The sequence below is a fragment of the Streptomyces sp. NPDC085460 genome, assembly GCF_044541975.1.
In the GTDB taxonomy this organism is placed as follows: Bacteria; Actinomycetota; Actinomycetes; order Streptomycetales; family Streptomycetaceae; genus Streptomyces.
On the sequence record NZ_JBITTO010000002.1, the window covers coordinates 309,144 to 332,735 of the forward strand.

22 protein-coding genes and 2 pseudogenes are annotated in these 23,592 nt (G+C 72.5%); 11 read left to right on the forward strand and 13 right to left on the reverse strand.

All coding sequences use genetic code 11. The features are described from left to right. Positions 1–8 precede the first annotated feature (8 nt). A complete protein-coding gene (locus ACIGHB_RS05710; protein WP_360308912.1) occupies positions 9–674 on the forward strand; it encodes a hypothetical protein in 666 nt (221 codons plus the stop codon). On the opposite strand, the gene ACIGHB_RS05715 is transcribed toward ACIGHB_RS05710, so the two are convergent. Further along, complete coding sequence (locus ACIGHB_RS05715; protein ID WP_399909771.1) at positions 610–1,791, reverse strand: methyltransferase domain-containing protein; 1,182 nt, start codon at positions 1,789–1,791, stop codon at positions 610–612. The two genes, ACIGHB_RS05710 and ACIGHB_RS05715, sit on opposite strands and share 65 nt — an antisense overlap. Before the next feature lie 127 nt (positions 1,792–1,918). Here ACIGHB_RS05715 and ACIGHB_RS05720 point away from each other — a divergent pair, with 127 nt between their 5' ends. The 4 genes from ACIGHB_RS05720 (at position 1,919) to groL (ending at position 5,214) form a co-directional block, all read left to right on the forward strand. Further along, complete coding sequence (locus ACIGHB_RS05720) at positions 1,919–2,833, forward strand: polysaccharide deacetylase family protein (protein ID WP_399909773.1); 915 nt, start codon at positions 1,919–1,921, stop codon at positions 2,831–2,833. Beyond that, positions 2,830–2,994, forward strand: coding sequence for a hypothetical protein (locus tag ACIGHB_RS05725; protein WP_360308904.1), 165 nt, complete (start codon positions 2,830–2,832; stop codon positions 2,992–2,994). Before ACIGHB_RS05720 ends, ACIGHB_RS05725 begins: the two co-directional genes overlap by 4 nt. Positions 2,995–3,171: 177 nt before the next feature. Then, a complete protein-coding gene (groES, locus tag ACIGHB_RS05730) occupies positions 3,172–3,480 on the forward strand; it encodes a co-chaperone GroES (RefSeq protein ID WP_309053476.1) in 309 nt (102 codons plus the stop codon). Positions 3,481–3,585: 105 nt separating this feature from the next. After that, positions 3,586–5,214, forward strand: coding sequence for a chaperonin GroEL (gene groL, locus ACIGHB_RS05735; protein WP_360308901.1), 1,629 nt, complete (start codon positions 3,586–3,588; stop codon positions 5,212–5,214). Between the two features lie 102 nt (positions 5,215–5,316). Here the strand turns inward: groL and ACIGHB_RS05740 are convergent, their stop codons facing one another. The 6 genes from ACIGHB_RS05740 to ACIGHB_RS05765 form a co-directional block, all read right to left on the reverse strand. After that, on the reverse strand, positions 5,317–6,015 hold the full coding sequence (locus ACIGHB_RS05740; RefSeq protein ID WP_399909776.1) for an ester cyclase: 699 nt from the start codon (positions 6,013–6,015) through the stop codon (positions 5,317–5,319). 53 nt (positions 6,016–6,068) lie between these two features. Next, complete coding sequence (locus ACIGHB_RS05745; protein ID WP_360308895.1) at positions 6,069–7,088, reverse strand: hydroxyacid dehydrogenase; 1,020 nt, start codon at positions 7,086–7,088, stop codon at positions 6,069–6,071. Positions 7,089–7,105: 17 nt separating this feature from the next. Next, positions 7,106–7,930 (reverse strand): carbohydrate ABC transporter permease, encoded by an 825-nt coding sequence (locus tag ACIGHB_RS05750; protein WP_399910453.1) that lies wholly within the window; start codon positions 7,928–7,930, stop codon positions 7,106–7,108. Positions 7,931–7,944: 14 nt separating this feature from the next. Further along, entirely contained in the window at positions 7,945–8,835 is an 891-nt protein-coding gene (locus ACIGHB_RS05755; protein ID WP_360308892.1) for a sugar ABC transporter permease, read from the reverse strand. A 6-nt stretch (positions 8,836–8,841) separates the two neighbouring features. Beyond that, the gene (locus ACIGHB_RS05760; protein ID WP_399909779.1) at positions 8,842–10,167 is read right to left on the reverse strand and encodes an ABC transporter substrate-binding protein; all 1,326 of its coding nucleotides are present in this window, start codon (positions 10,165–10,167) and stop codon (positions 8,842–8,844) included. A 108-nt stretch (positions 10,168–10,275) separates the two neighbouring features. After that, positions 10,276–11,409 (reverse strand): substrate-binding domain-containing protein, encoded by a 1,134-nt coding sequence (locus ACIGHB_RS05765; RefSeq protein WP_399910456.1) that lies wholly within the window; start codon positions 11,407–11,409, stop codon positions 10,276–10,278. A 352-nt stretch (positions 11,410–11,761) separates the two neighbouring features. Between ACIGHB_RS05765 and ACIGHB_RS05770 the strand changes: the two are divergent. Further along, a pseudogene (locus ACIGHB_RS05770) lies at positions 11,762–13,579 on the forward strand (DUF2264 domain-containing protein); the annotation flags it as partial. Here ACIGHB_RS05770 and ACIGHB_RS05775 read toward each other — a convergent pair. The 3 genes and pseudogenes from ACIGHB_RS05775 to ACIGHB_RS05785 form a co-directional block, all read right to left on the reverse strand. Then, positions 13,548–13,637: pseudogene (locus ACIGHB_RS05775) on the reverse strand (hypothetical protein); the annotation flags it as partial. The pseudogenes ACIGHB_RS05770 and ACIGHB_RS05775 sit on opposite strands and share 32 nt — an antisense overlap. 37 nt (positions 13,638–13,674) lie before the next feature. Next, a complete protein-coding gene (locus tag ACIGHB_RS05780; RefSeq protein WP_360308880.1) occupies positions 13,675–14,448 on the reverse strand; it encodes an SDR family oxidoreductase in 774 nt (257 codons plus the stop codon). 115 nt (positions 14,449–14,563) lie between these two features. Beyond that, the gene (locus tag ACIGHB_RS05785; RefSeq protein ID WP_399909781.1) at positions 14,564–15,274 is read right to left on the reverse strand and encodes an MOSC domain-containing protein; all 711 of its coding nucleotides are present in this window, start codon (positions 15,272–15,274) and stop codon (positions 14,564–14,566) included. Positions 15,275–15,364: 90 nt separating this feature from the next. Here ACIGHB_RS05785 and ACIGHB_RS05790 point away from each other — a divergent pair, with 90 nt between their 5' ends. After that, complete coding sequence (locus ACIGHB_RS05790) at positions 15,365–16,264, forward strand: LysR family transcriptional regulator (RefSeq protein ID WP_360308874.1); 900 nt, start codon at positions 15,365–15,367, stop codon at positions 16,262–16,264. A gap of 64 nt (positions 16,265–16,328) precedes the next feature. Here ACIGHB_RS05790 and ACIGHB_RS05795 read toward each other — a convergent pair whose 3' ends face one another. Then, positions 16,329–16,667, reverse strand: coding sequence for a WhiB family transcriptional regulator (locus ACIGHB_RS05795; RefSeq protein ID WP_360308871.1), 339 nt, complete (start codon positions 16,665–16,667; stop codon positions 16,329–16,331). A 437-nt stretch (positions 16,668–17,104) separates the two neighbouring features. Between ACIGHB_RS05795 and ACIGHB_RS05800 the strand changes: the two genes are divergently transcribed. From ACIGHB_RS05800 to ACIGHB_RS05815, 4 genes are all read left to right on the forward strand, one after another. Continuing rightward, a complete protein-coding gene (locus tag ACIGHB_RS05800; protein WP_003948568.1) occupies positions 17,105–17,716 on the forward strand; it encodes a response regulator transcription factor in 612 nt (203 codons plus the stop codon). A gap of 278 nt (positions 17,717–17,994) precedes the next feature. Further along, complete coding sequence (locus tag ACIGHB_RS05805; RefSeq protein WP_030494308.1) at positions 17,995–18,597, forward strand: sigma-70 family RNA polymerase sigma factor; 603 nt, start codon at positions 17,995–17,997, stop codon at positions 18,595–18,597. Positions 18,598–18,737: 140 nt separating this feature from the next. Then, entirely contained in the window at positions 18,738–20,240 is a 1,503-nt protein-coding gene (gene guaB, locus ACIGHB_RS05810; protein WP_360308867.1) for an IMP dehydrogenase, read from the forward strand. 106 nt (positions 20,241–20,346) lie between these two features. Beyond that, entirely contained in the window at positions 20,347–21,471 is a 1,125-nt protein-coding gene (locus ACIGHB_RS05815) for a GuaB3 family IMP dehydrogenase-related protein (RefSeq protein WP_360308864.1), read from the forward strand. A 74-nt stretch (positions 21,472–21,545) separates the two neighbouring features. Here ACIGHB_RS05815 and ACIGHB_RS05820 read toward each other — a convergent pair whose 3' ends face one another. After that, positions 21,546–22,178 (reverse strand): hypothetical protein, encoded by a 633-nt coding sequence (locus ACIGHB_RS05820; protein WP_399909785.1) that lies wholly within the window; start codon positions 22,176–22,178, stop codon positions 21,546–21,548. Positions 22,179–22,291: 113 nt separating this feature from the next. After that, complete coding sequence (locus ACIGHB_RS05825; RefSeq protein ID WP_360308858.1) at positions 22,292–23,533, reverse strand: nucleotide sugar dehydrogenase; 1,242 nt, start codon at positions 23,531–23,533, stop codon at positions 22,292–22,294. Positions 23,534–23,592 lie beyond the last annotated feature (59 nt).

The window sequence follows — 23,592 nt, forward strand, 5'->3', positions numbered from 1 at the left end:
TTCTCGGCATGTCTCCGCGTACGCCCCTGCCCCCGCCGCCCCCGCCCGTCGAGGTCCGGAGCTGGCCCGACCGGAGCGCGCTCCTCGCCGACCGGGCGCTGGCGCTGGAGGCGCTGGGGCGGCGGCTGCTCGGCGGCGGGCGGTTCGCGCTGTTCGCCGGCTCGGTGCTGCTGCTCCAGCTGGGCTGGGGCATGGTCGGCGTGCTGCTGATCGACGCGGGCGGGCCGCTCCTCGACCCGATCAGCCTCCTCATCGGGCTGGTCGCCGCCGTCCTCGGCCTCGGCGTGATGGTGCCGGGCGTCTGGCTCGTCGCGCGCGGGATGCGGCAGGACCGCGTGGTGCGGGAACGGTTCCTCGCCTGGGCCGAGCTGGACCGGGACCCGGCGGCGGACGCGCGGCTCCGCAGGCCCGTGCAGAGCGCCTGCTGGATGCTGCTCTCCGCCGCCCTGTGCGGCCTCGGGCTCTGGCTGGGCTTCGCCGTGCCGGCCGGGGCGACCCGGGAGGACGGGGGCTACTACTTCGTCGCGTACGGCATGGGCGTCGCGCTCATCCTCTGGATCAACGGCCTGATCGGCCTCTTCAAGGCCGTCGGGCACTACCGGACGGCGATCAGGATCGCTCCGCCCGCACGGGCCGGCCGATCAGCATCGTCGGGGCCCCCGCGACACGTGTGAGCAGCACCGTCGCCGCGTTCGGGCCCTTGGGCCGCACCCTCCGCCGGATCTCCTCCGGTTCGACGGCCGAGCCGCGCTTCTTCACCGTGAGGGTGCCCACCTCGCGTTCGCGCAGGAGGGCCTTCAGCTTCTTGAGGTTGAAGGGCAGTTCGTCGGTGATCTCGTAGGCGGAGGCGTACGGGGTGGGGGTCAGCGTGTCGGCGGTGACGTAGGCGATGGTCTCGTCGATCAGGCCGCCGTCCAGCTCCTGCGCGGCCTCGGCGACCAGGTGGGCGCGGATGACGGCGCCGTCCGGCTCGTAGAGGTAGCGGCCGACGGGGCGGACCGCCGGGTCGGGCAGGCCCCGGCCGGTGAGGGTCGCGCCGGAGGGCAGCAGGGTGGCGCGGCGGGCGCCCGGCTCCGTACCGAACCAGAGGACCGCCTCCTTGACGTCGCCGCCGTCCGAGATCCACTCCGCCTCGGCCTCGTCCGGGACGGTCTCGTGGGGGATGCCGGGGGCGATCTTCAGGGCCGCGCGCGGGGCCTTGCGGGCCGCGTCCATGGCCCAGGACAGCGGCGGCGAGTACGCCTCCGGGTCGAAGATCCTGCCCCGGCCTCCGCGTCGCGCCGGGTCGACGAAGACGGCGTCGTACGGGCTGGTGTCGATCTCGGTGACGTCGGCGCAGCGGACCTCGATCAGCTCGGCGAGGCCGAGGGCGGCGGCGTTGGCGCGGGCGACCTCGGCGGTGAGCGGGTCGCGGTCGACGGCGAGGACGGAGATGCCGGCGCGGGCGAGCGCGAGCGCGTCGCCGCCGATCCCGGAGCAGAGGTCGGCGACCGAGCCGACGCCGAGGGCCTTGAGGCGGGCCGCGCGGTAGGTGCCGACGGTGGCCCGGGTCGACTGCTCGACGCCGTTCGGCGTGAAGTACATGCGGTACGCCTCGGGCCCGAACTTCGCCACCGCGCGCTGTCGCAGCCGGGCCTGCCCGAGGGCGGCGGAGACCAGCTCGGCGGGGTGGTCGCGGCGCAGCCGGGAGGCGACCGCCAGTTCCTGGGCGGGGTCGTAGTCGCGCAGGGCGGCGAGGAGCGTCTGGCCCTCGGGGGTGAGCAGGGCGGTGAAGGCGGCGAGGTCGGTCACCGCTCCATTCTCCCTGTGGGCCGGGCGGGGGACGGTGGGGCCGGTACGGCGGTGTCGCGGCCGGACGGGCGGGGTCGCGCTGACAGGATGCGGCGCCATACAGCTCGTACGACAAAAGGAAAAAACTATGGCAAAGGGTCCTTCGCGTCGTGCCCTGGGGGCCGCACTCCTCGTCGCCGCGCTCACCTCCACCGCCGCCTGCGGGGGCGGCTCCGAGCCCGGCTCCTCCGGCGCCCCCGCCCCCGCCGCCGGCCAGCAGGCCCCGCCGAAGACCGCCGCGCAGCTGGCCGCGGAGAAGAAGGCCGCGCTGGCGGAGCGTCGGGCCGCACGGGCCGCCGCCGCGAAGAAGTGGGGGCTCAAGCAGACCCCCCTCGAAGCGCCCGCCCCGCCCAGGGTCAAGCCGAAGATCACCACCCGGAAGGGCTTCGAGACCGACGGCGAGGGGCTGCCGCCCGTCTTCACCACCGTCCCCACCAAGGAGAAGGTCGTCTTCCTGACCATCGACGACGGCGCCGAGAAGGACCCCGCGCTCATCCGGATGATGAGCGACCTGAAGATCCCGTACAGCGCCTTCCTCAGCGACTACGTCGTCAGCGACGACTACGCGTACTTCGCGCGGATGCAGAAGTCCCAGCCGGGCGGGGTCGCCCTCCACAACCACACCCTCAACCACAAGTACCTGCCCGGACTCTCCTACGCGCGCCAGAAGCGCGAGATCTGCGGGATGCAGGACGTCATCGAGAAGAAGTACGGCAAGCGCCCCGAGCTCTTCCGGCCCCCGTACGGCAACTACAACGAGGACACCCTGCGCGCCGCGAAGACCTGCGGCGTCAAGGCCGTCCCGCTCTGGGCCTCCGAGGCGTTCCCGGACCACATGGAGTGGCGCGAGTGGGACCGCGACCTGCACCCCGGCGACATCGTCCTCACCCACTTCCGCGGCGAGGAGGATTGGAAGGGCAGCATGCCGGACATGATCCGCCGGGTGATGAACGTGATCACGTCCAAGGGGTACGCGGTCGGCAAGCTGGAGGACTACGTATGAGCCGCCTCCGGCCCCTGGTGATCACGGCCCTCCTCCTCGCCCTCACCGGCTGCGCCTCCGCCGTGGACCCCCTCGAACGGCTCGGCCGCAAGGCGGTCGAGCGCGTCGGCGACGACGGTCCGGCCGGCCCCGGCGTCCGCGCGGAGGCCGCCACGGAGTGAGGAATTGGCACTCCGCTTGACCGAGTGCTAATCGCGGTCATAGTCTCGGCTCTGGCACTCCCCACTGGAGAGTGCCAACACAGCGACGGGCAGGTCCGGCACCCGCGACGACGGATCCACCTGGTCGCCACCCCAGACAGTTAACCCCGCGAGATCTCCGAAGGGGGAGGTCGGATCGTGACGACCGTCAGCTCCAAGGTTGCCATCAAGCCGCTTGAGGACCGCATCGTGGTCCAGCCGCTCGACGCCGAGCAGACCACGGCCTCGGGCCTGGTCATTCCGGACACCGCGAAGGAGAAGCCCCAGGAGGGCGCCGTCCTCGCCGTGGGCCCGGGCCGCTTCGAGAACGGCGAGCGCCTGCCGCTCGACGTCAAGGTCGGCGACGTCGTGCTCTACAGCAAGTACGGCGGCACCGAGGTGAAGTACAACGGCGACGAGTACCTCGTCCTCTCGGCCCGCGACGTGCTCGCGATCATCGAGAAGTAAGACGACGTACCTGCTTTGACCGCGCCCCTGACCCCTTGATCTCTTGGGCGTCCAGGGGCGCGGTTTGTTTTCCCACACGATTTCCGAGAGGGCTGAACCGCTCCCATGGCGAAGATCCTGAAGTTCGACGAGGACGCCCGTCGCGCCCTTGAGCGCGGCGTCAACAAGCTGGCCGACACGGTGAAGGTGACGATCGGCCCCAAGGGCCGCAACGTCGTCATCGACAAGAAGTTCGGCGCCCCCACCATCACCAACGACGGTGTCACGATCGCCCGCGAGGTCGAGATCGACGACCCGTACGAGAACCTCGGCGCCCAGCTCGTCAAGGAGGTGGCGACCAAGACCAACGACATCGCGGGTGACGGCACCACCACCGCCACCGTGCTCGCCCAGGCGCTCGTCCGCGAGGGTCTGCGCAACGTCGCCGCCGGCGCCTCCCCGGCCGCCCTCAAGAAGGGCATCGACGCCGCGGTCAAGGCCGTCTCCGACGAGCTGCTCGCCACCGCGCGCCCGATCGACGACAAGTCCGACATCGCCGCCGTCGCCGCGCTCTCCGCGCAGGACCAGCAGGTCGGCGAGCTCATCGCCGAGGCGATGGACAAGGTCGGCAAGGACGGTGTCATCACCGTCGAGGAGTCCAACACCTTCGGCCTGGAGCTGGAGTTCACCGAGGGCATGGCCTTCGACAAGGGCTACCTCTCGCCGTACATGGTCTCCGACCAGGAGCGTATGGAGGCCGTCCTCGACGACCCGTACATCCTGATCAACCAGGGCAAGATCTCCTCCATCCAGGACCTGCTGCCCCTCCTGGAGAAGGTCATCCAGGCCGGTGGCTCCAAGCCGCTGCTGATCATCGCCGAGGACGTCGAGGGCGAGGCGCTCTCCACCCTCGTCGTCAACAAGATCCGCGGCACCTTCAACGCCGTCGCCGTCAAGGCGCCCGGCTTCGGCGACCGCCGCAAGGCGATGCTCCAGGACATGGCCACCCTCACCGGTGCCACCGTCATCGCCGAGGAGGTCGGCCTCAAGCTCGACCAGGCCGGTCTGGACGTGCTGGGCACCGCCCGCCGCGTGACCGTCTCCAAGGACGACACCACCATCGTCGACGGTGGCGGCAAGTCCGAGGACGTCGTGGGCCGCGTCGCGCAGATCAAGGCCGAGATCGAGTCCACCGACTCCGACTGGGACCGCGAGAAGCTCCAGGAGCGCCTCGCGAAGCTGGCCGGCGGCGTGTGCGTGATCAAGGTCGGCGCCGCCACCGAGGTGGAGCTGAAGGAGAAGAAGCACCGTCTGGAGGACGCCATCTCCGCGACCCGCGCCGCGGTCGAGGAGGGCATCGTCTCCGGTGGTGGCTCCGCGCTCGTCCACGCCGTCAAGGTCCTCGACGACAACCTCGGCAAGACCGGCGACGAGGCCACCGGTGTCTCCGTGGTCCGCCGCGCCGCCGTCGAGCCGCTGCGCTGGATCGCCGAGAACGCCGGCCTGGAGGGCTACGTCATCACCTCCAAGGTCTCCGAGCTCGACAAGGGCCAGGGCTTCAACGCCGCCACCGGCGAGTACGGCGACCTGGTCAAGGCCGGCGTCATCGACCCGGTGAAGGTCACCCGCTCCGCCCTGGAGAACGCCGCCTCCATCGCCTCCCTGCTCCTCACCACCGAGACCCTCGTGGTGGAGAAGAAGGAGGAGGAGCCGGCGGACCACGGTCACGGCCACGGTCACGGTCACTCCCACTGACCCCTGACGTCCTGACGCCAGGAGGTCCCCGAGACCCCCTGGCGTCCTGACGCCACGAGGCCCGGTGCCCCCGTCGCGGGGGCACCGGGCCTCGCCCGTTCCTCAGCTCTCGACCGCGCCGAGCTGTCCCATCAGCCCCAGCAGGTCGTACTGCCACCAGCCCTCGACGATCTTCCCGTCGTCGCGGAAGCGGTGGATGGTGGTGCCGGTCATGGTGACCTCCATCCCCGTCGGCTGGAGGCCCATGAAGTCCCCGACGTGGGTCCCCTTCCAGGTCCACCGGGTGCACACGCGGTCACCGTCGGCGATCTGGTCCTCGATCGTGAACGCGAAGTCGAAGCCCGCGCGCCACTGCTCCACCTCGCGCCGGACCGCGTCCATCCCGAGGGTGTCCACCGGGTTGGTCGGGTCGTGGTCGTGGTACCCCTCGGCCAGCAGGTTGTCGAGCAGCGCCAGGTCGGAGCCGTCCGCCATCCGCTCGAACATGTGCCGCGCGTTCGCCTTGTACAGCGCCTCGTCCCGGACCACGTCCAGGTCGGTGAAGGTCGGCATCTCGTCACAGAGCGCGACCAGCTCGCGGAAGATCCGGTCGGTCTCCGGCAGCTGCGAGTTCCGCATGGCCACGTCGTACGAGGGGAACTCGACGATCTCCACGACGTGCTGGGCGTCGGACCGGTCGGTCCCGACGATGCTGTGGGTGGCCGTCCGTTTCCCCCGGGTCTGCTCGACCCACTGGTCCATGAGCCGGTTCAGCTCCTCGACCCGGCTCGTCCTGCAATCGATGATCTGCACGAAGGTCATGGCCGCCTCCGACCGGGCGAAGCCGCGGATGGACCCCTCCAGTCTAGGCCGGTCTACGCCGAGTGCGTCAGGTCGGCGGCCCTGACCTCCTCCGCGAAGGGCTCGCCGCGGGTGTAGCGGGCGATCTCGTCGAGCGCCTGGTCGGTCATGCGGTGCAGCTCGTTGCCGAGGGAGCCGGCGACGTGCGGGGTGAGCAGGACGTTCGGGAGCGTGTAGAGGGGGGAGTCCGGGGGCGGGAGTTCGGGGTCGGTCACGTCGAGGACCGCGTGGAGGCGGCCCGCGGTCAGATGGGGGAGGAGGGCGTCCTCGTCGATCAGGGAGCCCCGGGAGGTGTTGATCAGGGTGGCGCCGTCGGGCAGGGCGGCGAGCTGGCGGGCCCCGATCATGCGGTACGTGGACGGGAGTTGGGGCGCGTGCACGGAGACGACCGAGCTGCGGGAGCAGAGTTCGTCCAGGCCGGCGAGGACCGCGCCCGGCGGCGGGGCCGTCAGGTACGGGTCGTAGAGGAGCACCTCGACGTCGAAGGGGCGGAGGAGTTCGACGACCCGGCGGCCGATGCGCGAGGCGCCGACGATGCCGACCGTGCGGCGGTAGTTGCCCCAGGCGGCGGACTCGGCGAGCCAGGCGTGGCCGGCGCGGAGTCCGGCGTACCGCTGGGCCGAACGCAGCACCCCCTTCCCGGCGAAGAGGATCGCGGCGAGGGTGTACTCGGCGACCGGGAGGGCGTTGGCGGCGGCGGCGCTGGTGACCCGGAGGCCGCGCTCCCAGCAGGCGTCGGTGATGTGGTGCTTGACCGAACCGGCCGCGTGCACCACGGCCTTGAGGCGCGGTGCCCGGGCCAGCACCTCCGGGGTGAGCGGGGTGGCGCCCCAGCAGGTGAGGAGGAGTTCGGCCTCGGCGAGCGCGGCGGCGGTGCGCGGGTCCGGGTCGGTCAGGTCGTGGGCGACCAGGTGCGGATCGGTGCGGGTGAGGGCCGCGAGGCGGGTGCGGTGGACGTCGGCGAGGAGCCGGCCGGCCACGCCGGGGCCCATCGCGAGCAGGAGGGAGGGACGGGTGTCGGTGGCGGGACGCATGGGGGGACCGGGGCTCCTCACTTGACGCTGCCGGCGGTCAGACCGGCCTTCCAGTGGCGCTGGAGCGAGACGAAGGCGAGGACGAGGGGGATCACGGCGAGCAGCGAGCCGGTGACCACCAGGGGGTAGTAGCCGGGCTCGGCGTGGGCGTTGCTGTTCCACGCGTAGAGGCCGAGGGAGAGCGGGAAGAGCTTCTGGTCGGAGAGCATCACCAGCGGCAGGAAGAAGTTGTTCCAGACGGCGGTGAACTGGAAGAGGAAGACGGTCACGAAGCCCGGCATGACCGTGCGCAGACCGATCGACCAGAAGACCCGCAGCTCCCCGGCGCCGTCGATCCGGGCGGCCTCCAGGGCCTCGTCGGGGACGTAGGCGGCGCACAGCACCCGGGAGAGGTAGACCCCGAAGGGGTTGACCAGGACCGGGAGGAGCACGGCGGCGTAGGTGTTGACGATGCCGATCTCGCTGGCCAGCAGGTACATCGGCAGGGCGAGCGCGGTGGTGGGCATGAGGACGCCGAGGAGGACGAGGCCGAAGAGCTTCTCCTTGCCCCGGAAGTCGTAGACGTGGAAGGCGTATCCGGCGGCGACGCTGATCAGCGCGCAGGCGGCGGCGCCCACCCCGGCGTACAGGAGGCTGTTGAGGTACCAGCGGAAGTAGACGCCGTCGTTGTACTCGGCGAGCCGGGCGAGGTTGCCGCCGAGGTCGAAGCCCTCGAAGGAGAAGGCGTTCCCGGCGAGCAGTCCGCCGGCGTCCTTGGTGGCGGCGGTGACCAGCCACACGAGCGGGAAGAGCATGTAGCAGGTGGCGAGGAGGAGGACGCCGTTGACGGCGGTCTTCGACATCCAGCGGGAGGCGGTCACGCGGTCTTCTCCTTCCGGCCCCTGGTGAGGCGGGTGACGGCGAAGGAGAGCAGCGCGGCCGTCAGGGCAAGCAGGATCGAGGCGGCCGCGGCGAGGCCGTAGTCGTTGCGGTCGAAGGCGGCGGAGTACGCGTACATGTTCGGCGTCCAGGTGGAGGTGACGGCGGAGCCCGTGCCCCTGCTGAGGATCAGCGGTTCGGTGAAGAGCTGGAGGGAGCCGATGACGGTGAAGAGGCCGACCATCGCCAGGGAGCCGCGGAGCAGCGGGATCTTGACGGAGAAGGCGGTGCGCCAGGCGCCGGCGCCGTCGACGGTGGCGGCCTCGAGGACGGAGCGGTCGATGGCCTGGAGGGCGGCGTAGAAGATGATCAGGTTGTAGCCGAGCCACTCCCACAGGGCGATGTTGACGACGGACGGCAGGGCGCCCTCGGGGGAGAAGAAGTCGAAGCCGATGCCGCCGGCCTCCATCGCCTGGACGACCGGGCTGAGCTGGGGCGTGTAGAGGTAGACCCAGATCAGGGCGGCGATGATGCCGGGCACGGCGTGCGGCAGGAAGAGCGCGAGCTGGAAGAAGCGGCGGGCGCGGGCGAGGGCGCTGTCGAGGAGCAGGGCGAGGCCGAGGGCCCCGCCGAGCAGCAGCGGCAGGTAGAGCAGGCAGTAGCCGAGCAGGACGCCGAAGCCCTCGCGGAAGGCCCGGTCACCCAGCGCCGCGGCGTAGTTGCCGAGGCCGGTGAAGACGGTCTCGGAGCCGCCGAAGCCCAGTCCGGACTGCTTCTCGGTGAAGAGGCTGAGCCAGACCGCGTATCCGATCGGCACCACCAGCACCGCGGTGAAGAGCAGGAAGAACGGGGTCAGCAGGAGTGCCGCGGCACGGGTGCGGGCCTTCATGCGCTCTCAGCCCTCGACCTTCAGGCCGCGCTTGGTGAGCTCGGCGACGGTGGCGTCGTGGCCGGCCTTCACGGCGTCGGCGAGGGTGGGCCCGCCGGAGGCGACGGCGCCGAAGCGGTCCTTGATGGCGGTGTTGGTGGTGCCGGTGGTGGGGCCCCAGGACCACTGGGAGGAGATGGAGGCGCCGGCGGTCTCGAAGAGGGCGTAGATGTCCTGGCCGCCGTAGAAGCCCGCGTCGAACGCCTTCTTCGCGGCGGGGCGCAGGGCGGTGGCGGCGGGGAAGGCGCTGGAGGTGCCGGAGGCGATGCGGGCCTTGACGCCCTCCTCGGTGGTGGACATCCAGGTGGCGAACTCGACGGCCGCGGCCTTCTTCGTGCTGTTCTTCGGCACGGCGAAGGTGGAGCCGCCGAGCATGCCGGAGGCGGGCTTGCCGTCCCAGGTGGGCATGGGGGCGACGGCCCACTTGCCGGACTGCTCGGGGAGGGTGCCCTTGAGGACGCCCGCGCCCCAGGAGGCGCCGAGGTAGCCGAAGGTGGTGCCGTTCTTGAGGGAGCCGGTCCACTCGGGGCTGAAGGAGGCGTTCTTGTGGACGAGCCCGTCGTCGAGGAGGCCCTGCCAGTAGCCGGTGACCTTGGTGGTGGCCGGATCGGTGGTGTCGATCTTCCAGGTGTCGTTCTCGGCCTTGAACCACTGGGCGCCGGCCTGCCAGGCCATGGCCTCGAAGGTCGTGGGGTCGTCGGGGAAGAAGGTGGCGATCCGGGCCTTGGCGTCGGCCTTCCGCACCTGCTCGGCGGCCTTCCTGAAGCCGTCCCAGGTGGTGGGGACCTCGATCTTGTGCCGCGCGAAGAGGTCCTTGCGGTAGTAGAACGCCTGCGGGGCGGCGTCGAAGGGGACGGCCCAGTTCTTGCCGCCGAGGGTGGTCAGCTCGACGGCCTGGGGGAGCAGCCCGGCCCTGGCGGACTCGGGGAAGACGTCGCCGATCTCCTGGAGGGCGCCGGAGGAGACGAACTCGGGGAGCGAGGGGTACTCGATGGAGACGAGGTCGGGGGCGTTCCCGGCCTTCACGGCGTTGGAGATCTTGGCGTAGCCGCCGGCGTTGCCGGACGGGATCTCCTCGAACTTCACCTTGATGTCGGTGTGCGAGGCGTTGAAGGCGTCGACGACGTCCTTGGAGCCCTTGGTCCAGCCCCAGAAGGTGAGGGTCACCGGCTTCCCGGGCTCCCCGGCGGCGGAATCGGTCGCGTCACCGCCTCCGCCGCACGCCGTGAGGACGGCGAGGGCGGTGGCGGTACCGGCTATGACACGGGACGTTCTGCTCCAGCTGAGGCTCACGGCACGGCTCCTGATCGGCGGCGTGGAGGGGGTTGGCCGTGATCCTGGGACCGTTTCTGAACGAAGTCAAGAGCGAAAGATTGAATGATCGAAAAAAGATCAGATCGATCAGAGCGGGGGGACGGGCCGGGCCGCCCCGCAGGACGCCCGCACCCGCAGCCGCGGCAGCAGGCTCACGTGCCGGCTCGCCGGCTCCTCGTCCGCGCCCCCGGTCAGCCGCTCCACGAGGAGTTCCGTGGCGTGCCTGCCCACCTGGCGCTTCGGCGGGGCGACCGCCGTCAGCGGGGTGTCGGCCAGGGCGGCGACCTCGTCGTCGTACGCGATGAGGGCGAGGTCCTGCGGCACCCGCACGCCGAGCGGGGCGAGCCGCTGCGTGATCTCGATCGCGTCCACGTCGTTGTGGACGAGCGCCGCGCTCGCGAGCCCCGAGCGGACCGCCTCGTACAGCGCCCGCACGGCCCGCTCGAACCCCTCCGGATCCGCCTCGGCCGGTACGGAGTCGATCACCGGGCGCGGCGCCTCGAGGCCCAGCACGGCCAGCGCCTCCGTGTACCCGGCCCGCACCGCGAGCGCGGTCGGCGAGTCCCCGCGCGCCACGAGCAGCGGCGTCGCGTGCCCGAGCCCGATCAGGTGCCGGAGGGCGAGCAGCACCCCGTGGGCGTGGTCCGAGGAGACCCGGTCCAGCCCGTCGAGCGGGCTGCCCGGCTCGGCCCGCCGCTCCAGGAGCACGGCCGGCACCGGCAGCCCGGCCAGCCAGTCCCCGTACGCCGCCCGGTCCTCGGGGCCGCGCCAGCCCGGCGCGACGAGCACCCCCTCGGCGCCGGCCGCGAGCAGCCCCTCCGTGCGCGCCCGGTCCTCCTCCGGGCGGTAGTCCGAGATCCGCAGCACCAGCCGGGCGCCGGCCCGCGCCGCCGCCTCGTGGGCGCCCCGGATGACCTCGGCGAAGTAGTACGTGGCGGAGGGCGCGAGCAGGCCGAGCACCAGGCCCTCGCCGGCGCCGGGCCCGCCCGCGGGGGCACCCGCCGGTGCGCCCGCCGGTGCGCCCGGCCCGGTCGCGCGCGGCCAGGAGACCTGGCCGTGCACCCGGTCGAGCAGCCCCCGGGAGGCCAGCGCCTCCGCGTCGCGGCGGGCGGTGACGGGGGAGACCCCCAGGAGGCCGGCCAGCTCGGCGACGCGGACGGTGCCGCGCTCGCGCACCAGGTCCAGCAGTCGGGCGTGTCGTTCGGCGGCACTCTCGCGCACGTGCGGTTCCCCCTCGCGGTGGTGGTGGATCCCGGCCTGGGATGCACCGACCATAGACGAAATGATCGAACGGCGGGAGTTTCGATCATTCGATCCGGACCTCTTGACGATTCGATCGTCCCCCGCCGAGGATTCCGGCGACCGGCCGAAGCCGACGGAGACCCCGCCGGGGCTGGCGATTGGTCGAAGCCTGCCGGGGCCCGGTGGCGACCGGTCGAAGCCGACCGACGACCGGCGGGAAGCCAGTCGACGACCGGCCGAAGCCCGCCTACGACCGGCCCGAAGCACGCCGGACCCCGCCGGGGCCCCGGTGGCGCGGTCGTCATCCGTCCCACGGACCCCAGGGAGTATCATGCCCACGCCACCCGAGGACCGTGAGCTCAGCCCGTACACCGGCTGGACCCGCGCCCACTGGGAGGAGGCCGCCGACCGGCTCCTCCTCGCCGTCCGCCCGTACGCCTCCCCGCGCGGCGGCCGGATCGACCTCCCCGGCCCCCGCCCCAGCTGGTCCGGCGCCCGCTCCGACGGCCTGGAGGGCTTCGCCCGCACCTTCCTGCTCGCCGCCCTCCGCGTCGCCGGAGCCCACGGCGAGGACCCGCACGGCCACCTCGACCGGTACGCGGCCGGGCTCGCCGCCGGCACCGCCGCGCCCGGCACCGCCGCGCCCCGCGCCGGCCACGACCCCGACGCCTGGCCCCTGATCGCCGACATCCGCCAGGCGATCGTCGAATCCGCCTCGATCGCCCTCGCCCTGCGCCTCACCCGCCCCTGGCTCTGGGACCGCCTGACCGACCGCACCCGCCACCGCGTCGCCGACTGGCTGCGGCCCGCCCTCGCCCCGTCCCCCGTCGACAACAACTGGTGGCTCTTCGGCCTCACCGTCGCCGGCTTCCTCCAGGACGCCGGCGACGGGACCGACCGCGCCGCCGCCACCGTCGACCGCTCCCTCGCCCGCATCGAGGAGTGGTACCTCGGCGCCGGCTGGTACAGCGACGGCGACAACCGCGCCTTCGACCACTACAACTCCTGGGCCCTCCACCTCTACCCGGTGCTCCACGCCCACCTCGCCGGCGACCGCGCCCTCCTCGACCGCTACGGCCCCCGGCTCCACGCCCACCTCGCCGACCACGCCCGCCTCTTCGACGCGACCGGCGCCCCCGTCCCCTACGGCCGCTCCCTGATCTACCGCTTCGCCGCGGCCGCCGCCCCCTGGCTCGGCACCCTCACGGGCCACACCCCGCTCACCCCCGGCGCCACCCGCCGCCTCGCCTCCGGCTCCCTGCGGTACTTCCTCGACCGCGGCGCCACCGACGCCCGCGGCCTGCTCACCCTCGGCTGGCACGGCCCCCACGCCCCGCTCGTCCAGCCCTACTCGGGTCCCGGCTCCCCCTACTGGGCCGCCAAGGGCTTCCTCGGCCTGCTGCTCCCCGCGGACCACCCCGCCTGGACCGACCCCGAGGAACCCCTCCCGGCCGAACGCGCCGACTCCGTCCGCCCCCTCGGCCCCACCGGCCTGCTCGTCCAGACCACCGCCGCCGACGGCCTCGTCCGCCTCCACAACCACGGCAGCAACCACGTCGCCGCCGGCGGCGAGGACGGCGACGACCCCGGCTACGCCCGCTTCGCCTACGCCACCCGCACCGGCCCCACCGCGCCCCCCGACCCGGCCGACAACCACTTCGCGCTGCTCGGCCCCGACGGCACGGCCACCCACCGGGGCCCCGCCGAACCGCTCGCCGGCGGTCCCGACCGTGCCGTCTCCGCGCACACCCCGCTGCCCGGCGTCCGGGTCGTCTCCACCACCCTCGCCCACGGCCGCGCCGAACTCCGCGTCCACCTCGTCCTGGACGCCCCGGAGGGGACCCCCGTACGGCAGACCGGCTGGGCCACCGCCGGGGGCCCCGGCGCACCGGTCTCCCAGCTCCACCCCGTGCACGGTTACGGCCCCGAGGTCACCGACCTGGCCACAGGACCCACCCTCCAGGGCCCGGCCCCGACCCGTACCCCCGCCGTCCACGGCACCACCGGCGGCCCCGTCGCGCTCTTCGCCGCGCTCGTCTCGCTCACCGGCGAGCCCGGCCCGGCCCCGGCCGCCGCCCTCGCGGAGGTCCGGGTGGTCGACGGGACCGTACTCCACGTCAGATGGCGGGACGGCACCGTCTCCCGCGTCGCCGCCACCGGAGAACCGCCCTCCGGAGAACCGCCCTCCGGAGAACCGCCCTCCTGAGAACCGCCCTCCTGAGAACCGCCCTCCTGAGAACCGCCCTACTGAGGGCCGTACTTCCGTCCCGCCTTCGACGACACCCCGCCGAGCAGCGAGCGCGGCGCCAGCTTCACCACGCCCATCAGCGCCTTGTAGCGCGGGTCCGGGATCGACAGGGTCTTGCCCCGCGCCAGGTCCGACAGGGCCGCCGCCACCAGCTTGTCCGCGTCCAGCCACATCCAGCCGGGGATGTTGTCCGTCCCCATCCCGGCCCGCTCGTGGAACTCGGTGCGCACGAAGCCCGGGCAGAGCGCCATCAGCCGCACCCCGCTGCCCGCGAGGTCCTTGGCCGCGCCCTGGGTGAACTGCACGACCCACGCCTTCGAGGCGCCGTAGGTGCCGCGCGGCACGAAGGCCGCCACCGAGGCCACGTTCACCACCCCGCCACGCCCGCGTCCCCTCATCGCGCCGGCCGCGGCGGAGGTCAGCCGGAGCACCGCCTCGCAGTGCACGGTCAGCATCTTCAGCTCGTCGGCCATCGACACGTCGAGGAAGCGGCCCTTGTTGCCGAAGCCCGCGTTGTTCACCAGCAGGTCGACCGGGCGGCGCGGGTCGGAGAGCCGGGCCTCGACGGCGGCGATCCCCTCCTCCTCGGAGAGGTCGGCGGCGAGCACCTCGGCCTCCACCCCGTGCCGGTCGTGCAGCTCGGTGGCCTGCTCCCGAAGGCGCTTCAGGTCCCGCGCCACCAGGACGACGTCATGGCCGTCAGCCGCCAGCCGGCGGGCGAAGGCGGCCCCGATGCCGGCGGTGGCTCCCGTGATCAGTGCAGTGGTCATACCGGAACCGTAGTGCCCGGGACCGCGTCACCGGGCCGCCGTACGACGGGGGTTCAGCCGCCGTTCCCGCCCCCGCTTCCCGTACCCGGCCGCCGGTCCCGCCCCGCTCCCGTCCTCAGCCGTCGGCCCCGGCCCCGTCGCCATCCCCGTACTTCTCCGCGTACTGGCGGGCGAGCGCGAGGAGTCCGGACTCCATCCACGCGGCGGCCACCAGCGTCTCCGGCAGCAGGCGCCGCTCGGTGGTCGCCGCCCGGTGCAGGAAGGCGACCGTGACGCCGTGGTCCGGCCGGTGCACGACGGTGACCGGGTCGCCGGCCCGCACCTCGCCCGGCTCGATCACCCGCAGCAGCGCGCCGGGACCGGCCTCCGCCTGGGTGAACCGCCGGACCCAGCCCTTGGCGTCGACCCCCTTCTCCTCGAGGTGGCCCTGGAAGGTGCGGCAGGGGATCCGGCCGCCGGTGACCTCGACGACCACGTCCTCGCCGATCCGCCACCGCTCGCCGATCAGCGCCCCGTTCACGTCCAGGCCGCTCGTCGTCAGGTTCTCGCCGAAGGAGCCGTTCGCCAGCTCCCGGCCCAGCTCCCGCTCCCAGCGGTCCAGGTCCTCGCGGGCGAAGGCGTACACCGCGCGGTCGGCGCCCCCGTGGAAGCGCGGGTCGCACACGGTGTCCCCGGCGACGCCGCTCCCCCCGACCCCGCCGGGGTCCGGAGCCTGGATCCGTACGGGCCCGTCGACCGGGCGCTTGTCGATGCCCGTCGTCCCGGAGGCGGAGTCGGTGTAGCCGACGGCCTTCGCCCGGCCCGCGTTCACACTGAGTAGCGTCATGGGGGCAGCATAAGCGGACCTTTCCGACGCTTCCTCAAAGATTTGATCGAATATTCGCGCTCGCACCCAAGAATCGCTTATGCTCGATCCATGATCGAGGCACGCCACCTCCGCGTCCTGCGGGCCGTCGCCGCCACCGGCTCCTTCTCGGCCGCCGCGCGCGAGCTCGGGTGCACCCAGCCCGCCGTCAGCCAGCAGATGAAGGCCCTGGAGACCTCGGCCGGCACCCCGCTGCTCATCAGGACCGGCCGCGAGATGCGCCTCACCCAGGCGGGCGAGGTCCTCGTCCGGCACGCCGCCGGCATCCTCGCCGGACTCACCGCCGCCGAGGAGGAGGTCGCGGCCATCGCGGGCCTCCGGGCCGGCCGGGTCCGCCTGGTCTCCTTCCCCAGCGGCAGCTCCACCCTCGTCCCCACCGCGCTCGCCGCCCTGCGCGCCGCCCACCCCGGCACCCGGGTCTCCCTCGTCGAGGCCGAACCGCCGCGCTCCGTCGAGATGCTCCGCGAGGGCGACTGCGACATCGCCCTCGCCTTCCGGTACGGATCGGGCCAGACGGCCGGCGAATGGGACGACCTGGTGGTCCGCCCGCTCCTCGCCGACCGGCTCGTCGGTCTGGTCCCCGAGACGCACCCGCTCGCCGGCGCCGGCTCGGTCTCCATCGCCGAGCTCGCCGGGGACTCCTGGATCGCCGGCTGCCCCCGCTGCCGCCGCCAGCTCGTCGACGTCTGCGAGGAGGCCGGCTTCGCCCCGCGCATCGACTTCGCGACCGACGACTACCCGGCGGTGGTGGGGCTGGTCGGCGCGGGGCTCGGCGTGGCCGTCCTGCCGGAACTGGCCATCGAGTCGGTACGGCCCAAGGGGGCCAGGACCGTCGCGGTCGAGCCCGCCGTGGAGCGGGAGATCGTGGCGCTGACCCTGCCGGACCTGGCCCAGGTCCCGGCCGTCGCGGCCACCCTGGACGAGCTGACCCGGGCCGCCACGCGCGCGTAGCCCGCACCCGGACCGGGCCCTTCGGGGCCGGGGGCCGGGCCTCCGCTCGTGAGGAAACGTTCCTTCAGGCGTGCCCCACGATCGATCGGCCGGCGGACGTCGCCGGCGCCGCCGTGATCAGGCGGTTGCGCGCGCGTCCCATGAGTTCCTCGCGTTCGTCCTCGGTGAGGCCGCCCCATACGCCGTAGGGCTCCCGCACGGCGAGTGCGTGTGCCGCGCACTGCGCGCGGACCGGGCACCGCATGCAGACCTCTTTCGCCGAGTTCTCACGCGCACTCCGTGCCGCGCCGCGCTCTCCCTCGGGGTGGAAGAACAGGGAGCTGTCGACGCCGCGGCAGGCCGCGAGCAGTTGCCAGTCCCACAGATCGGCGTTGGGTCCGGGAAGGCGGGAGAAATCTGCCATTGCGCTAGTCCCCTTGAAACCGTGTCGAGACGGGTTGGTGGGTGGGCGGGAGTTGGCTGTAGCTCCGGGGTTCCTCCTGCCCCGGTCGGTCCGATCCATCCGACTACTGTCGAAGTAGATGTAAATATGACTCATTGCGAATCTAGCCACAGACACCGCGAAAAGGGAAGAAAACCCGCTAAATGGGGCATAGCTTCTGATGATGGACGACGCGGCCCGGCGACGCTCTTCTCCGTGCACGGCCCCTCACAAGGAGTGGCGAAGGTCCCGTCCGACCCGTAACTCTTTCGGGTGACCATCGTTGAGAGTGCGAGGCGGTTGAATGAACAAGCGATCGGGCAGGTGTCCGGGAGCGTCAACCGCACAGGTGACGATACGTACCAGCCCTGGAGGCTCAAGGTGACGCGCATCAGCTGCGAGAGCCGCGGAGGTCAGTCATGACGTCCGTTCTCGTCTGCGACGACTCCCCGCTTGCCCGAGAGGCGCTTCGCCGCGCGGTCGCGACCGTGCCCGGCGTGGAGCGCGTGACCACCGCGGCCAACGGCGAGGAGGTCCTCCGCCGCTGGGGCGCGGACCGCTCCGACCTCATCCTGATGGACGTGCGGATGCCCGGCCTCGGTGGTGTGGAAACCGTCCGCCGGCTGCTCTCCGCCGACCCCGGCGCCCGGATCATCATGCTGACGGTCGCCGAGGACCTCGACGGCGTCGCCCTCGCGGTCGCCGCCGGCGCCCGCGGCTACCTGCACAAGGACGCCTCGCGCGCCGAGCTGCGGGCCACCGTCACCCAGGCGCTCGCCGACCCGACCTGGCGGCTCGCCCCGCGCCGGCTCCGTTCGGCCGAGATGGGCGCCGCGCCCACCCTCACCGCGCGCGAGATCCAGGTCCTCGAAGGCATGAGCCACGGCCGGTCCAACGCGGAGATCGGGCGCGAGCTCTTCCTCTCCGAGGACACCGTCAAGACCCACGCCCGACGCCTCTTCAAGAAGCTCGGGGCCTCCGACCGGGCGCACGCCGTCGCGCTCGGATTCCGCTGGGGTCTCGTCCGCTGAACCGGCGGTCACCCGCCCGGAATCCGGTCCGCTGAACCGGCGGACACCCGCCGCTTCCCCGTCCGTACCCCCGTCCGCCGAGGGGCGGACGGGGCGGGCCTGTGTCACTTCCCCGCCCGATGCCGCATCCTTGAGGTGTGGAGTTCCTCGGGGACGAGTCGATCGAGCGGAAGGGGAGGGCGCCAGAGATGAATCCAGGCGCACCTGCTCATAACGCTTCGGTGCACAACTACGGACAGGGTGCCACGGACGGACAGGCGTCAAGGCACCATGGAGCGATGCGCGACGACGAGACCATGGGTTCCCCCATGCCTGCCGGGCAGGGGGAGATCGGTGCGCTCGTCCACCGCGCCGTCGAAGGGGACGCGCAGGCCACCCACGACCTGCTCGCGCGCGTCCACCCGCTCGCGCTGCGCTACTGCCGCACCCGGCTCAGCCGGCTGCCCGGCGACGCCCGCCACTTCGTCGAGGACCTCGCGCAGGAGGTCTGCGTCGCCGTCCTCATGGCCCTGCCCCGCTACCGGGACACCGGCCGCCCCTTCGAGGCGTTCGTCTTCGCCATCGCCGGACACAAGGTCGCCGACCTCCAGCGGGCCGCCATGCGCCACCCCGGCTCCACCGCCGTGCCCTCCGACGAGATGCCCGAGCGGCCCGACGACTCCCTCGGCCCCGAGGAGCGCGCCCTCCTCAGCGACGACGCCGAATGGGCCAAGAAGCTCCTCGCCAACCTCCCGGAGAACCAGCGCGAGCTGCTCGTCCTGAGGGTCGCCGTCGGACTGACCGCCGAGGAGACCGGCCAGATGCTCGGCATGTCCCCGGGCGCCGTCCGGGTCGCCCAGCACCGCGCCCTCAGCCGGCTGCGGGCCCTGGCCGAGCAGTAAGCCTCACCGGCCACTGTCGTCCCTTTCGTACACGTACGAATGTCCAAAGCTTCCCGCTGATCTTGATCGTGGAATGAGACACCGCTCCGGCCCGTTAGCATGGACATCCCGCACCGATCAAGGCCATTTGGGAAGGTGTCATGACTGCCAACGTCGACGGAGTGCCCGGTAAATTCGCGACACTCGGGCTGACCTACGACGACGTGCTGCTGCTGCCCGGCGCGTCCGACATGGCGCCCGACCAGATCGACACCGCCTCGTACATCTCGAAGAACGTGCGGGTGAACATCCCGCTGCTCTCCGCCGCGATGGACAAGGTCACCGAGTCGCGCATGGCGATCGCCATGGCCCGGCAGGGCGGTGTCGGTGTTCTGCACCGCAACCTCTCCATCGCCGACCAGGCGAACCAGGTCGACCTGGTGAAGCGCTCCGAGTCCGGCATGGTGACCGACCCGATCACCGTGCACCCGGACGCCACGCTCGCCGAGGCCGACGCGATCTGCGCCAAGTTCCGCATCAGCGGCGTCCCGGTGACCGACCCGGCGGGCAAGCTGCTCGGCATCGTCACCAACCGCGACATGGCCTTCGAGTCCGACCGCACCCGCCAGGTGCGCGAGGTCATGACCCCCATGCCGCTCGTCACCGGCCACGTCGGCATCTCCGGCGTCGACGCCATGGACCTGCTGCGCCGCCACAAGATCGAGAAGCTTCCGCTGGTCGACGAGGCCGGCGTGCTCAAGGGCCTCATCACGGTCAAGGACTTCGTCAAGGCCGAGAAGTACCCGAACGCCGCCAAGGACGCCAACGGGCGGCTGCTCGTCGGCGCGGCCGTCGGCGTCGCCGGCGACTCCTTCGAGCGCGCCCAGGCCCTGATCGAGGCCGGCGTCGACTTCATCGTCGTCGACACCGCGCACGGCCACTCCAAGCTGGTCGGCGACATGATCTCCAAGATCAAGTCGAACTCCTCGGTGGACGTGGTCGGCGGCAACGTCGCCACCCGCGACGGCGCCCAGACGCTGATCGACGCCGGCGTCGACGGCATCAAGGTCGGTGTCGGCCCCGGCTCCATCTGCACCACCCGCGTGGTCGCCGGCGTCGGCGTCCCGCAGGTCACCGCCATCTACGAGGCGTCCCTCGCCGCCAAGGCGGCCGGCGTCCCGGTCATCGGCGACGGCGGCCTCCAGTACTCCGGCGACATCGCCAAGGCGCTCGTCGCGGGCGCCGACACCGTGATGCTCGGCTCGCTGCTCGCGGGCTGCGAGGAGTCCCCGGGCGAGCTGCTCTTCATCAACGGCAAGCAGTTCAAGTCGTACCGCGGCATGGGCTCGCTCGGCGCCATGCAGACCCGCGGCGACCGCAAGTCCTTCTCCAAGGACCGCTACTTCCAGGAGGGCGTCGCCTCCGACGAGCAGCTGATCCCCGAGGGCATCGAGGGCCAGGTGCCGTACCGCGGCCCGCTCGCCTCCGTGGTGCACCAGCTGGTCGGCGGCCTGCGCCAGTCGATGTTCTACGTCGGCGGCCGCACCGTCCCGGAGCTCCAGGAGAACGGCCGCTTCGTCCGGATCACCTCGGCGGGCCTCAAGGAGAGCCACCCGCACGACATCCAGATGACCGTCGAGGCGCCGAACTACAGCAGGAAGTAGTCCGCGCACACGGGAGGGGGCGGTTCCGGCATGTGGCCGGAGCCGCCCCCCACGCGCGTGTCGGGGATACTGGTAGGCGCAGACATAGAGGGAAAGGCCACACATCGTGACTGAGATCGAGATCGGGCGCGGCAAGCGCGGCCGCAGGGCGTACGCGTTCGACGACATCGCCGTCGTACCGAGCCGGCGCACCCGGGACCCGAAGGAGGTCTCGATCGCCTGGCAGATCGACGCCTACCGCTTCGAGCTGCCCTTCCTGGCCGCCCCGATGGACTCGGTCGTCTCCCCGCAGACCGCCATCCGGATCGGCGAGCTCGGCGGCCTCGGCGTGCTGAACCTCGAAGGTCTGTGGACCCGGTACGAGGACCCGCAGCCGCTGCTCGACGAGATCGCCGAGCTGGACGAGGCCACGGCGACCCGCCGTCTGCAGGAGATCTACGCCGCTCCGATCAAGGAGGAGCTGATCGGGCAGCGCATCAAGGAGGTGCGCGACTCCGGCGTCGTCACCGCCGCCGCGCTCTCCCCGCAGCGCACCGCCCAGTTCTCCAAGGCCGTCGTCGACGCGGGCGTGGACATCTTCGTGATCCGCGGCACCACGGTCTCCGCCGAGCACGTCTCCGGCGCGGCCGAGCCGCTCAACCTGAAGCAGTTCATCTACGAGCTGGACGTCCCGGTCATCGTCGGCGGCTGCGCCACGTACACCGCCGCCCTGCACCTGATGCGGACCGGCGCCGCGGGCGTCCTGGTCGGCTTCGGCGGCGGCGCCGCGCACACCACCCGTAACGTGCTCGGCATCCAGGTCCCGATGGCGACCGCCGTCGCCGACGTGGCCGCGGCCCGCCGCGACTACATGGACGAGTCCGGCGGCCGGTACGTGCACGTCATCGCCGACGGCGGCGTGGGCTGGTCCGGCGACCTGCCGAAGGCCATCGCCTGCGGCGCGGACGCCGTGATGATCGGCTCGCCGCTGGCGCGCGGCACGGACGCGCCCGGCAAGGGTCACCACTGGGGCATGGAGGCCGTCCACGAGGACGTGCCGCGCGGCAAGCTGGTCGACCTGGGCATCGTCGGCACCACCGAGGAGATCCTCACCGGCCCGTCGCACACCCCGGACGGTTCGATGAACTTCTTCGGCGCCCTGCGCCGCGCGATGGCCACCACCGGCTACAGCGAGCTCAAGGAGTTCCAGCGCGTCGAGGTCACCGTCGCGGACGCGCAGCACAAGCGCTGACGCCCCCGGTACGCAGACGAGAGGGCCCCGCACCGGCCGGTGCGGGGCCCTCTCGCGTACGCGCGTGCTCCGGGTCAGCCGGAGGAGCCGGCCTTCTTGGCACCGGAGAAGGCGGCGACCGGGCCGAGCGCGAGGAAGAGGAAGGTCAGCGGATCCTTGGCCTCGCTCCACGCCTCGGTGAGCATGCCGAACTCCTCGAAGAAGAGCTCGAAGAACGGGAAGCCGTACTCCTTGGAGGCGAAGACGGCGATGCCGACGAGCTGGCCGAGGTACACGGCGCCCAGCGCGAGGATCGCGCTGACGATCGGCAGCACCGGGTTGTTGCCGCCGGCCTTGCCCGCGGCGAAGCCGACCGCGAAGCCGACGCCGACGGCGGCCCAGCCGATCTGGATCTCCACGGCGCCGAGGATGGCGCCGTAGACGCCCGCGGTGACCAGCGCGGCGACGACGGCGGCGAGGATGCCGAGGCCCACGTTGTTCCGGCGGGGGGCGGGCGCCGGCGGGTAGGCGCCGAAGGGGTTCTGGCCGCCGGGGGCCTGGCCGAAGGGGTTCTGGCCCGCCGGGGGCTGCCCGTACGGGTTCTGCCCGGCGGGAGCCTGACCGTACGGGTTCTGCCCCGGGGCGGGCTGGCCGTACGGGTTCTGGCCGGGCTGCTGGCCGGGGCCTCCGGCGTACGGGTTGTCCGGCGGCGGTACGGGCTGGCTCATGGCGGGTCCCCCTACGGTGGATGGCGCACGGGTGTGCGATCGAGAGGGCCGGAGACTAGCAGTCCGTGCGGACAGTGACCCACCCGTTACCCGTGGGCGGGGACCGGCCGGGGCTACAGGCGGTGCGCCGTGCCGGCGGGGGTGGCGCCCCGGGTGTCGAGCAGGAGCTGCGCCTTCACCGCGAGGCCCTGGAGGTCGTAGACGCGGTGGTGCTGGAGAAGGATCGTCAGATCGGCGTGGGCGGCGGCCTCGTAGAGGGAGTCGGCGCGGGGGACGGGCAGGTCCCGCACCCGCCAGTCGGGGACGTGCGGGTCGTGGAAGCTGACCGTGGCGCCGAGGTCCATGAGGCGGTGGGCGATCTCGTCGGCGGGGGAGCCCTCGCGGTCGGCGAGGTCGGGCTTGTACGTGATGCCGAGGAGCAGGATCCGGGCGGCGCGGGCGGACTTGCCGTGCTCGTTGAGGAGGGCGGCGGCGCGCTGGACGACGTACTGCGGCATCCGCTGGTTGACCTGGCCGGCGAGTTCGACGAGGCGGAGCGGGCGGTGGGTGCCGAGCCGTTCGACGGGGAGGCCGTGGCCGCCGACGCCGGGGCCGGGGCGGAACGCCTGGAAGCCGAAGGGCTTGGTCTCGGCGCAGCGGATGACGTCCCAGAGGTCCACGCCGAGTTCGTGGCAGAGCACCGCCATCTCGTTGACGAGGGCGATGTTGACGTGCCGGAAGTTGGTCTCCAGGAGCTTGACCGTCTCGGCCTCGCGGGGGCCACGCGCGCGTACCACCTTGTCGGTGAAGCGGCCGTAGAAGGCGGCGGCGGACTCGGTGCACGCGGGCGTGAGGCCGCCGATGACCTTCGGGGTGCCGGTGAGGCCGGGCAGGCGGTTGCCGGGGTCGAGGCGGCCGGGGGAGTAGGCGAGGTGGAAGTCGCGGCCGGCCCGCAGGCCCGAGCCGTCCTCCAGGAGCTCGCGGAGGACGCCCTCGGTGGTGCCCGGCGGGACGGGGGACTCCAGGAGCACGGTGGTGTGCGGGCGCAGCCGCGCGGCGAGGGCGCGGGCGGCGTCGGTGACGGCGGTGAGGTCGAGGGCGCCGTCGGGGCCGAGGGGGGTCGGGGAGCAGAGGACGGCGGTGCGGACCCGGCCGAGTTCGGCGGGGCTGGTGGTGGCCCGGAAGCCGCCGGAGAGCATGCGGCGGATCTCGGAGGCTGTGAGGGAGCCGTCCACCGGGGGACGGCCGGCGGCGAGTTCGGCGACCGGCCGGGGGTCGGTGTCGAAGCCGACGGTGGCGATGCCCGCGGCGGTCGCGGCCTGGGCGAGGGGGAGTCCGTGGTGGCCGAGGCCGATGACGGCGAGGTCTGCGGGCATGGGGGGTGGGCCGTCCTTCCCGGTAGCCGTTGTGTGGTGCGTACGCAACACGTAACCAA

Coding starts and splice junctions, on each gene's coding strand:
- ACIGHB_RS05710 (WP_360308912.1), top strand. CDS start 9: ATGTCTCCGCGTACGCCCCTGCCCCCGCCGCCCCCGCCCGTCGAGGTC.
- ACIGHB_RS05720 (WP_399909773.1), top strand. CDS start 1,919: ATGGCAAAGGGTCCTTCGCGTCGTGCCCTGGGGGCCGCACTCCTCGTC.
- ACIGHB_RS05725 (WP_360308904.1), top strand. CDS start 2,830: ATGAGCCGCCTCCGGCCCCTGGTGATCACGGCCCTCCTCCTCGCCCTC.
- groL (WP_360308901.1), top strand. CDS start 3,586: ATGGCGAAGATCCTGAAGTTCGACGAGGACGCCCGTCGCGCCCTTGAG.
- ACIGHB_RS05740 (WP_399909776.1), bottom strand. CDS start 6,015: ATGACCTTCGTGCAGATCATCGATTGCAGGACGAGCCGGGTCGAGGAG.
- ACIGHB_RS05745 (WP_360308895.1), bottom strand. CDS start 7,088: ATGCGTCCCGCCACCGACACCCGTCCCTCCCTCCTGCTCGCGATGGGC.
- ACIGHB_RS05750 (WP_399910453.1), bottom strand. CDS start 7,930: ATGTCGAAGACCGCCGTCAACGGCGTCCTCCTCCTCGCCACCTGCTAC.
- ACIGHB_RS05755 (WP_360308892.1), bottom strand. CDS start 8,835: ATGAAGGCCCGCACCCGTGCCGCGGCACTCCTGCTGACCCCGTTCTTC.
- ACIGHB_RS05780 (WP_360308880.1), bottom strand. CDS start 14,448: ATGACCACTGCACTGATCACGGGAGCCACCGCCGGCATCGGGGCCGCC.
- ACIGHB_RS05785 (WP_399909781.1), bottom strand. CDS start 15,274: ATGACGCTACTCAGTGTGAACGCGGGCCGGGCGAAGGCCGTCGGCTAC.
- ACIGHB_RS05790 (WP_360308874.1), top strand. CDS start 15,365: ATGATCGAGGCACGCCACCTCCGCGTCCTGCGGGCCGTCGCCGCCACC.
- ACIGHB_RS05795 (WP_360308871.1), bottom strand. CDS start 16,667: ATGGCAGATTTCTCCCGCCTTCCCGGACCCAACGCCGATCTGTGGGAC.
- ACIGHB_RS05800 (WP_003948568.1), top strand. CDS start 17,105: ATGACGTCCGTTCTCGTCTGCGACGACTCCCCGCTTGCCCGAGAGGCG.
- ACIGHB_RS05805 (WP_030494308.1), top strand. CDS start 17,995: ATGCGCGACGACGAGACCATGGGTTCCCCCATGCCTGCCGGGCAGGGG.
- guaB (WP_360308867.1), top strand. CDS start 18,738: ATGACTGCCAACGTCGACGGAGTGCCCGGTAAATTCGCGACACTCGGG.
- ACIGHB_RS05820 (WP_399909785.1), bottom strand. CDS start 22,178: ATGAGCCAGCCCGTACCGCCGCCGGACAACCCGTACGCCGGAGGCCCC.
- ACIGHB_RS05825 (WP_360308858.1), bottom strand. CDS start 23,533: ATGCCCGCAGACCTCGCCGTCATCGGCCTCGGCCACCACGGACTCCCC.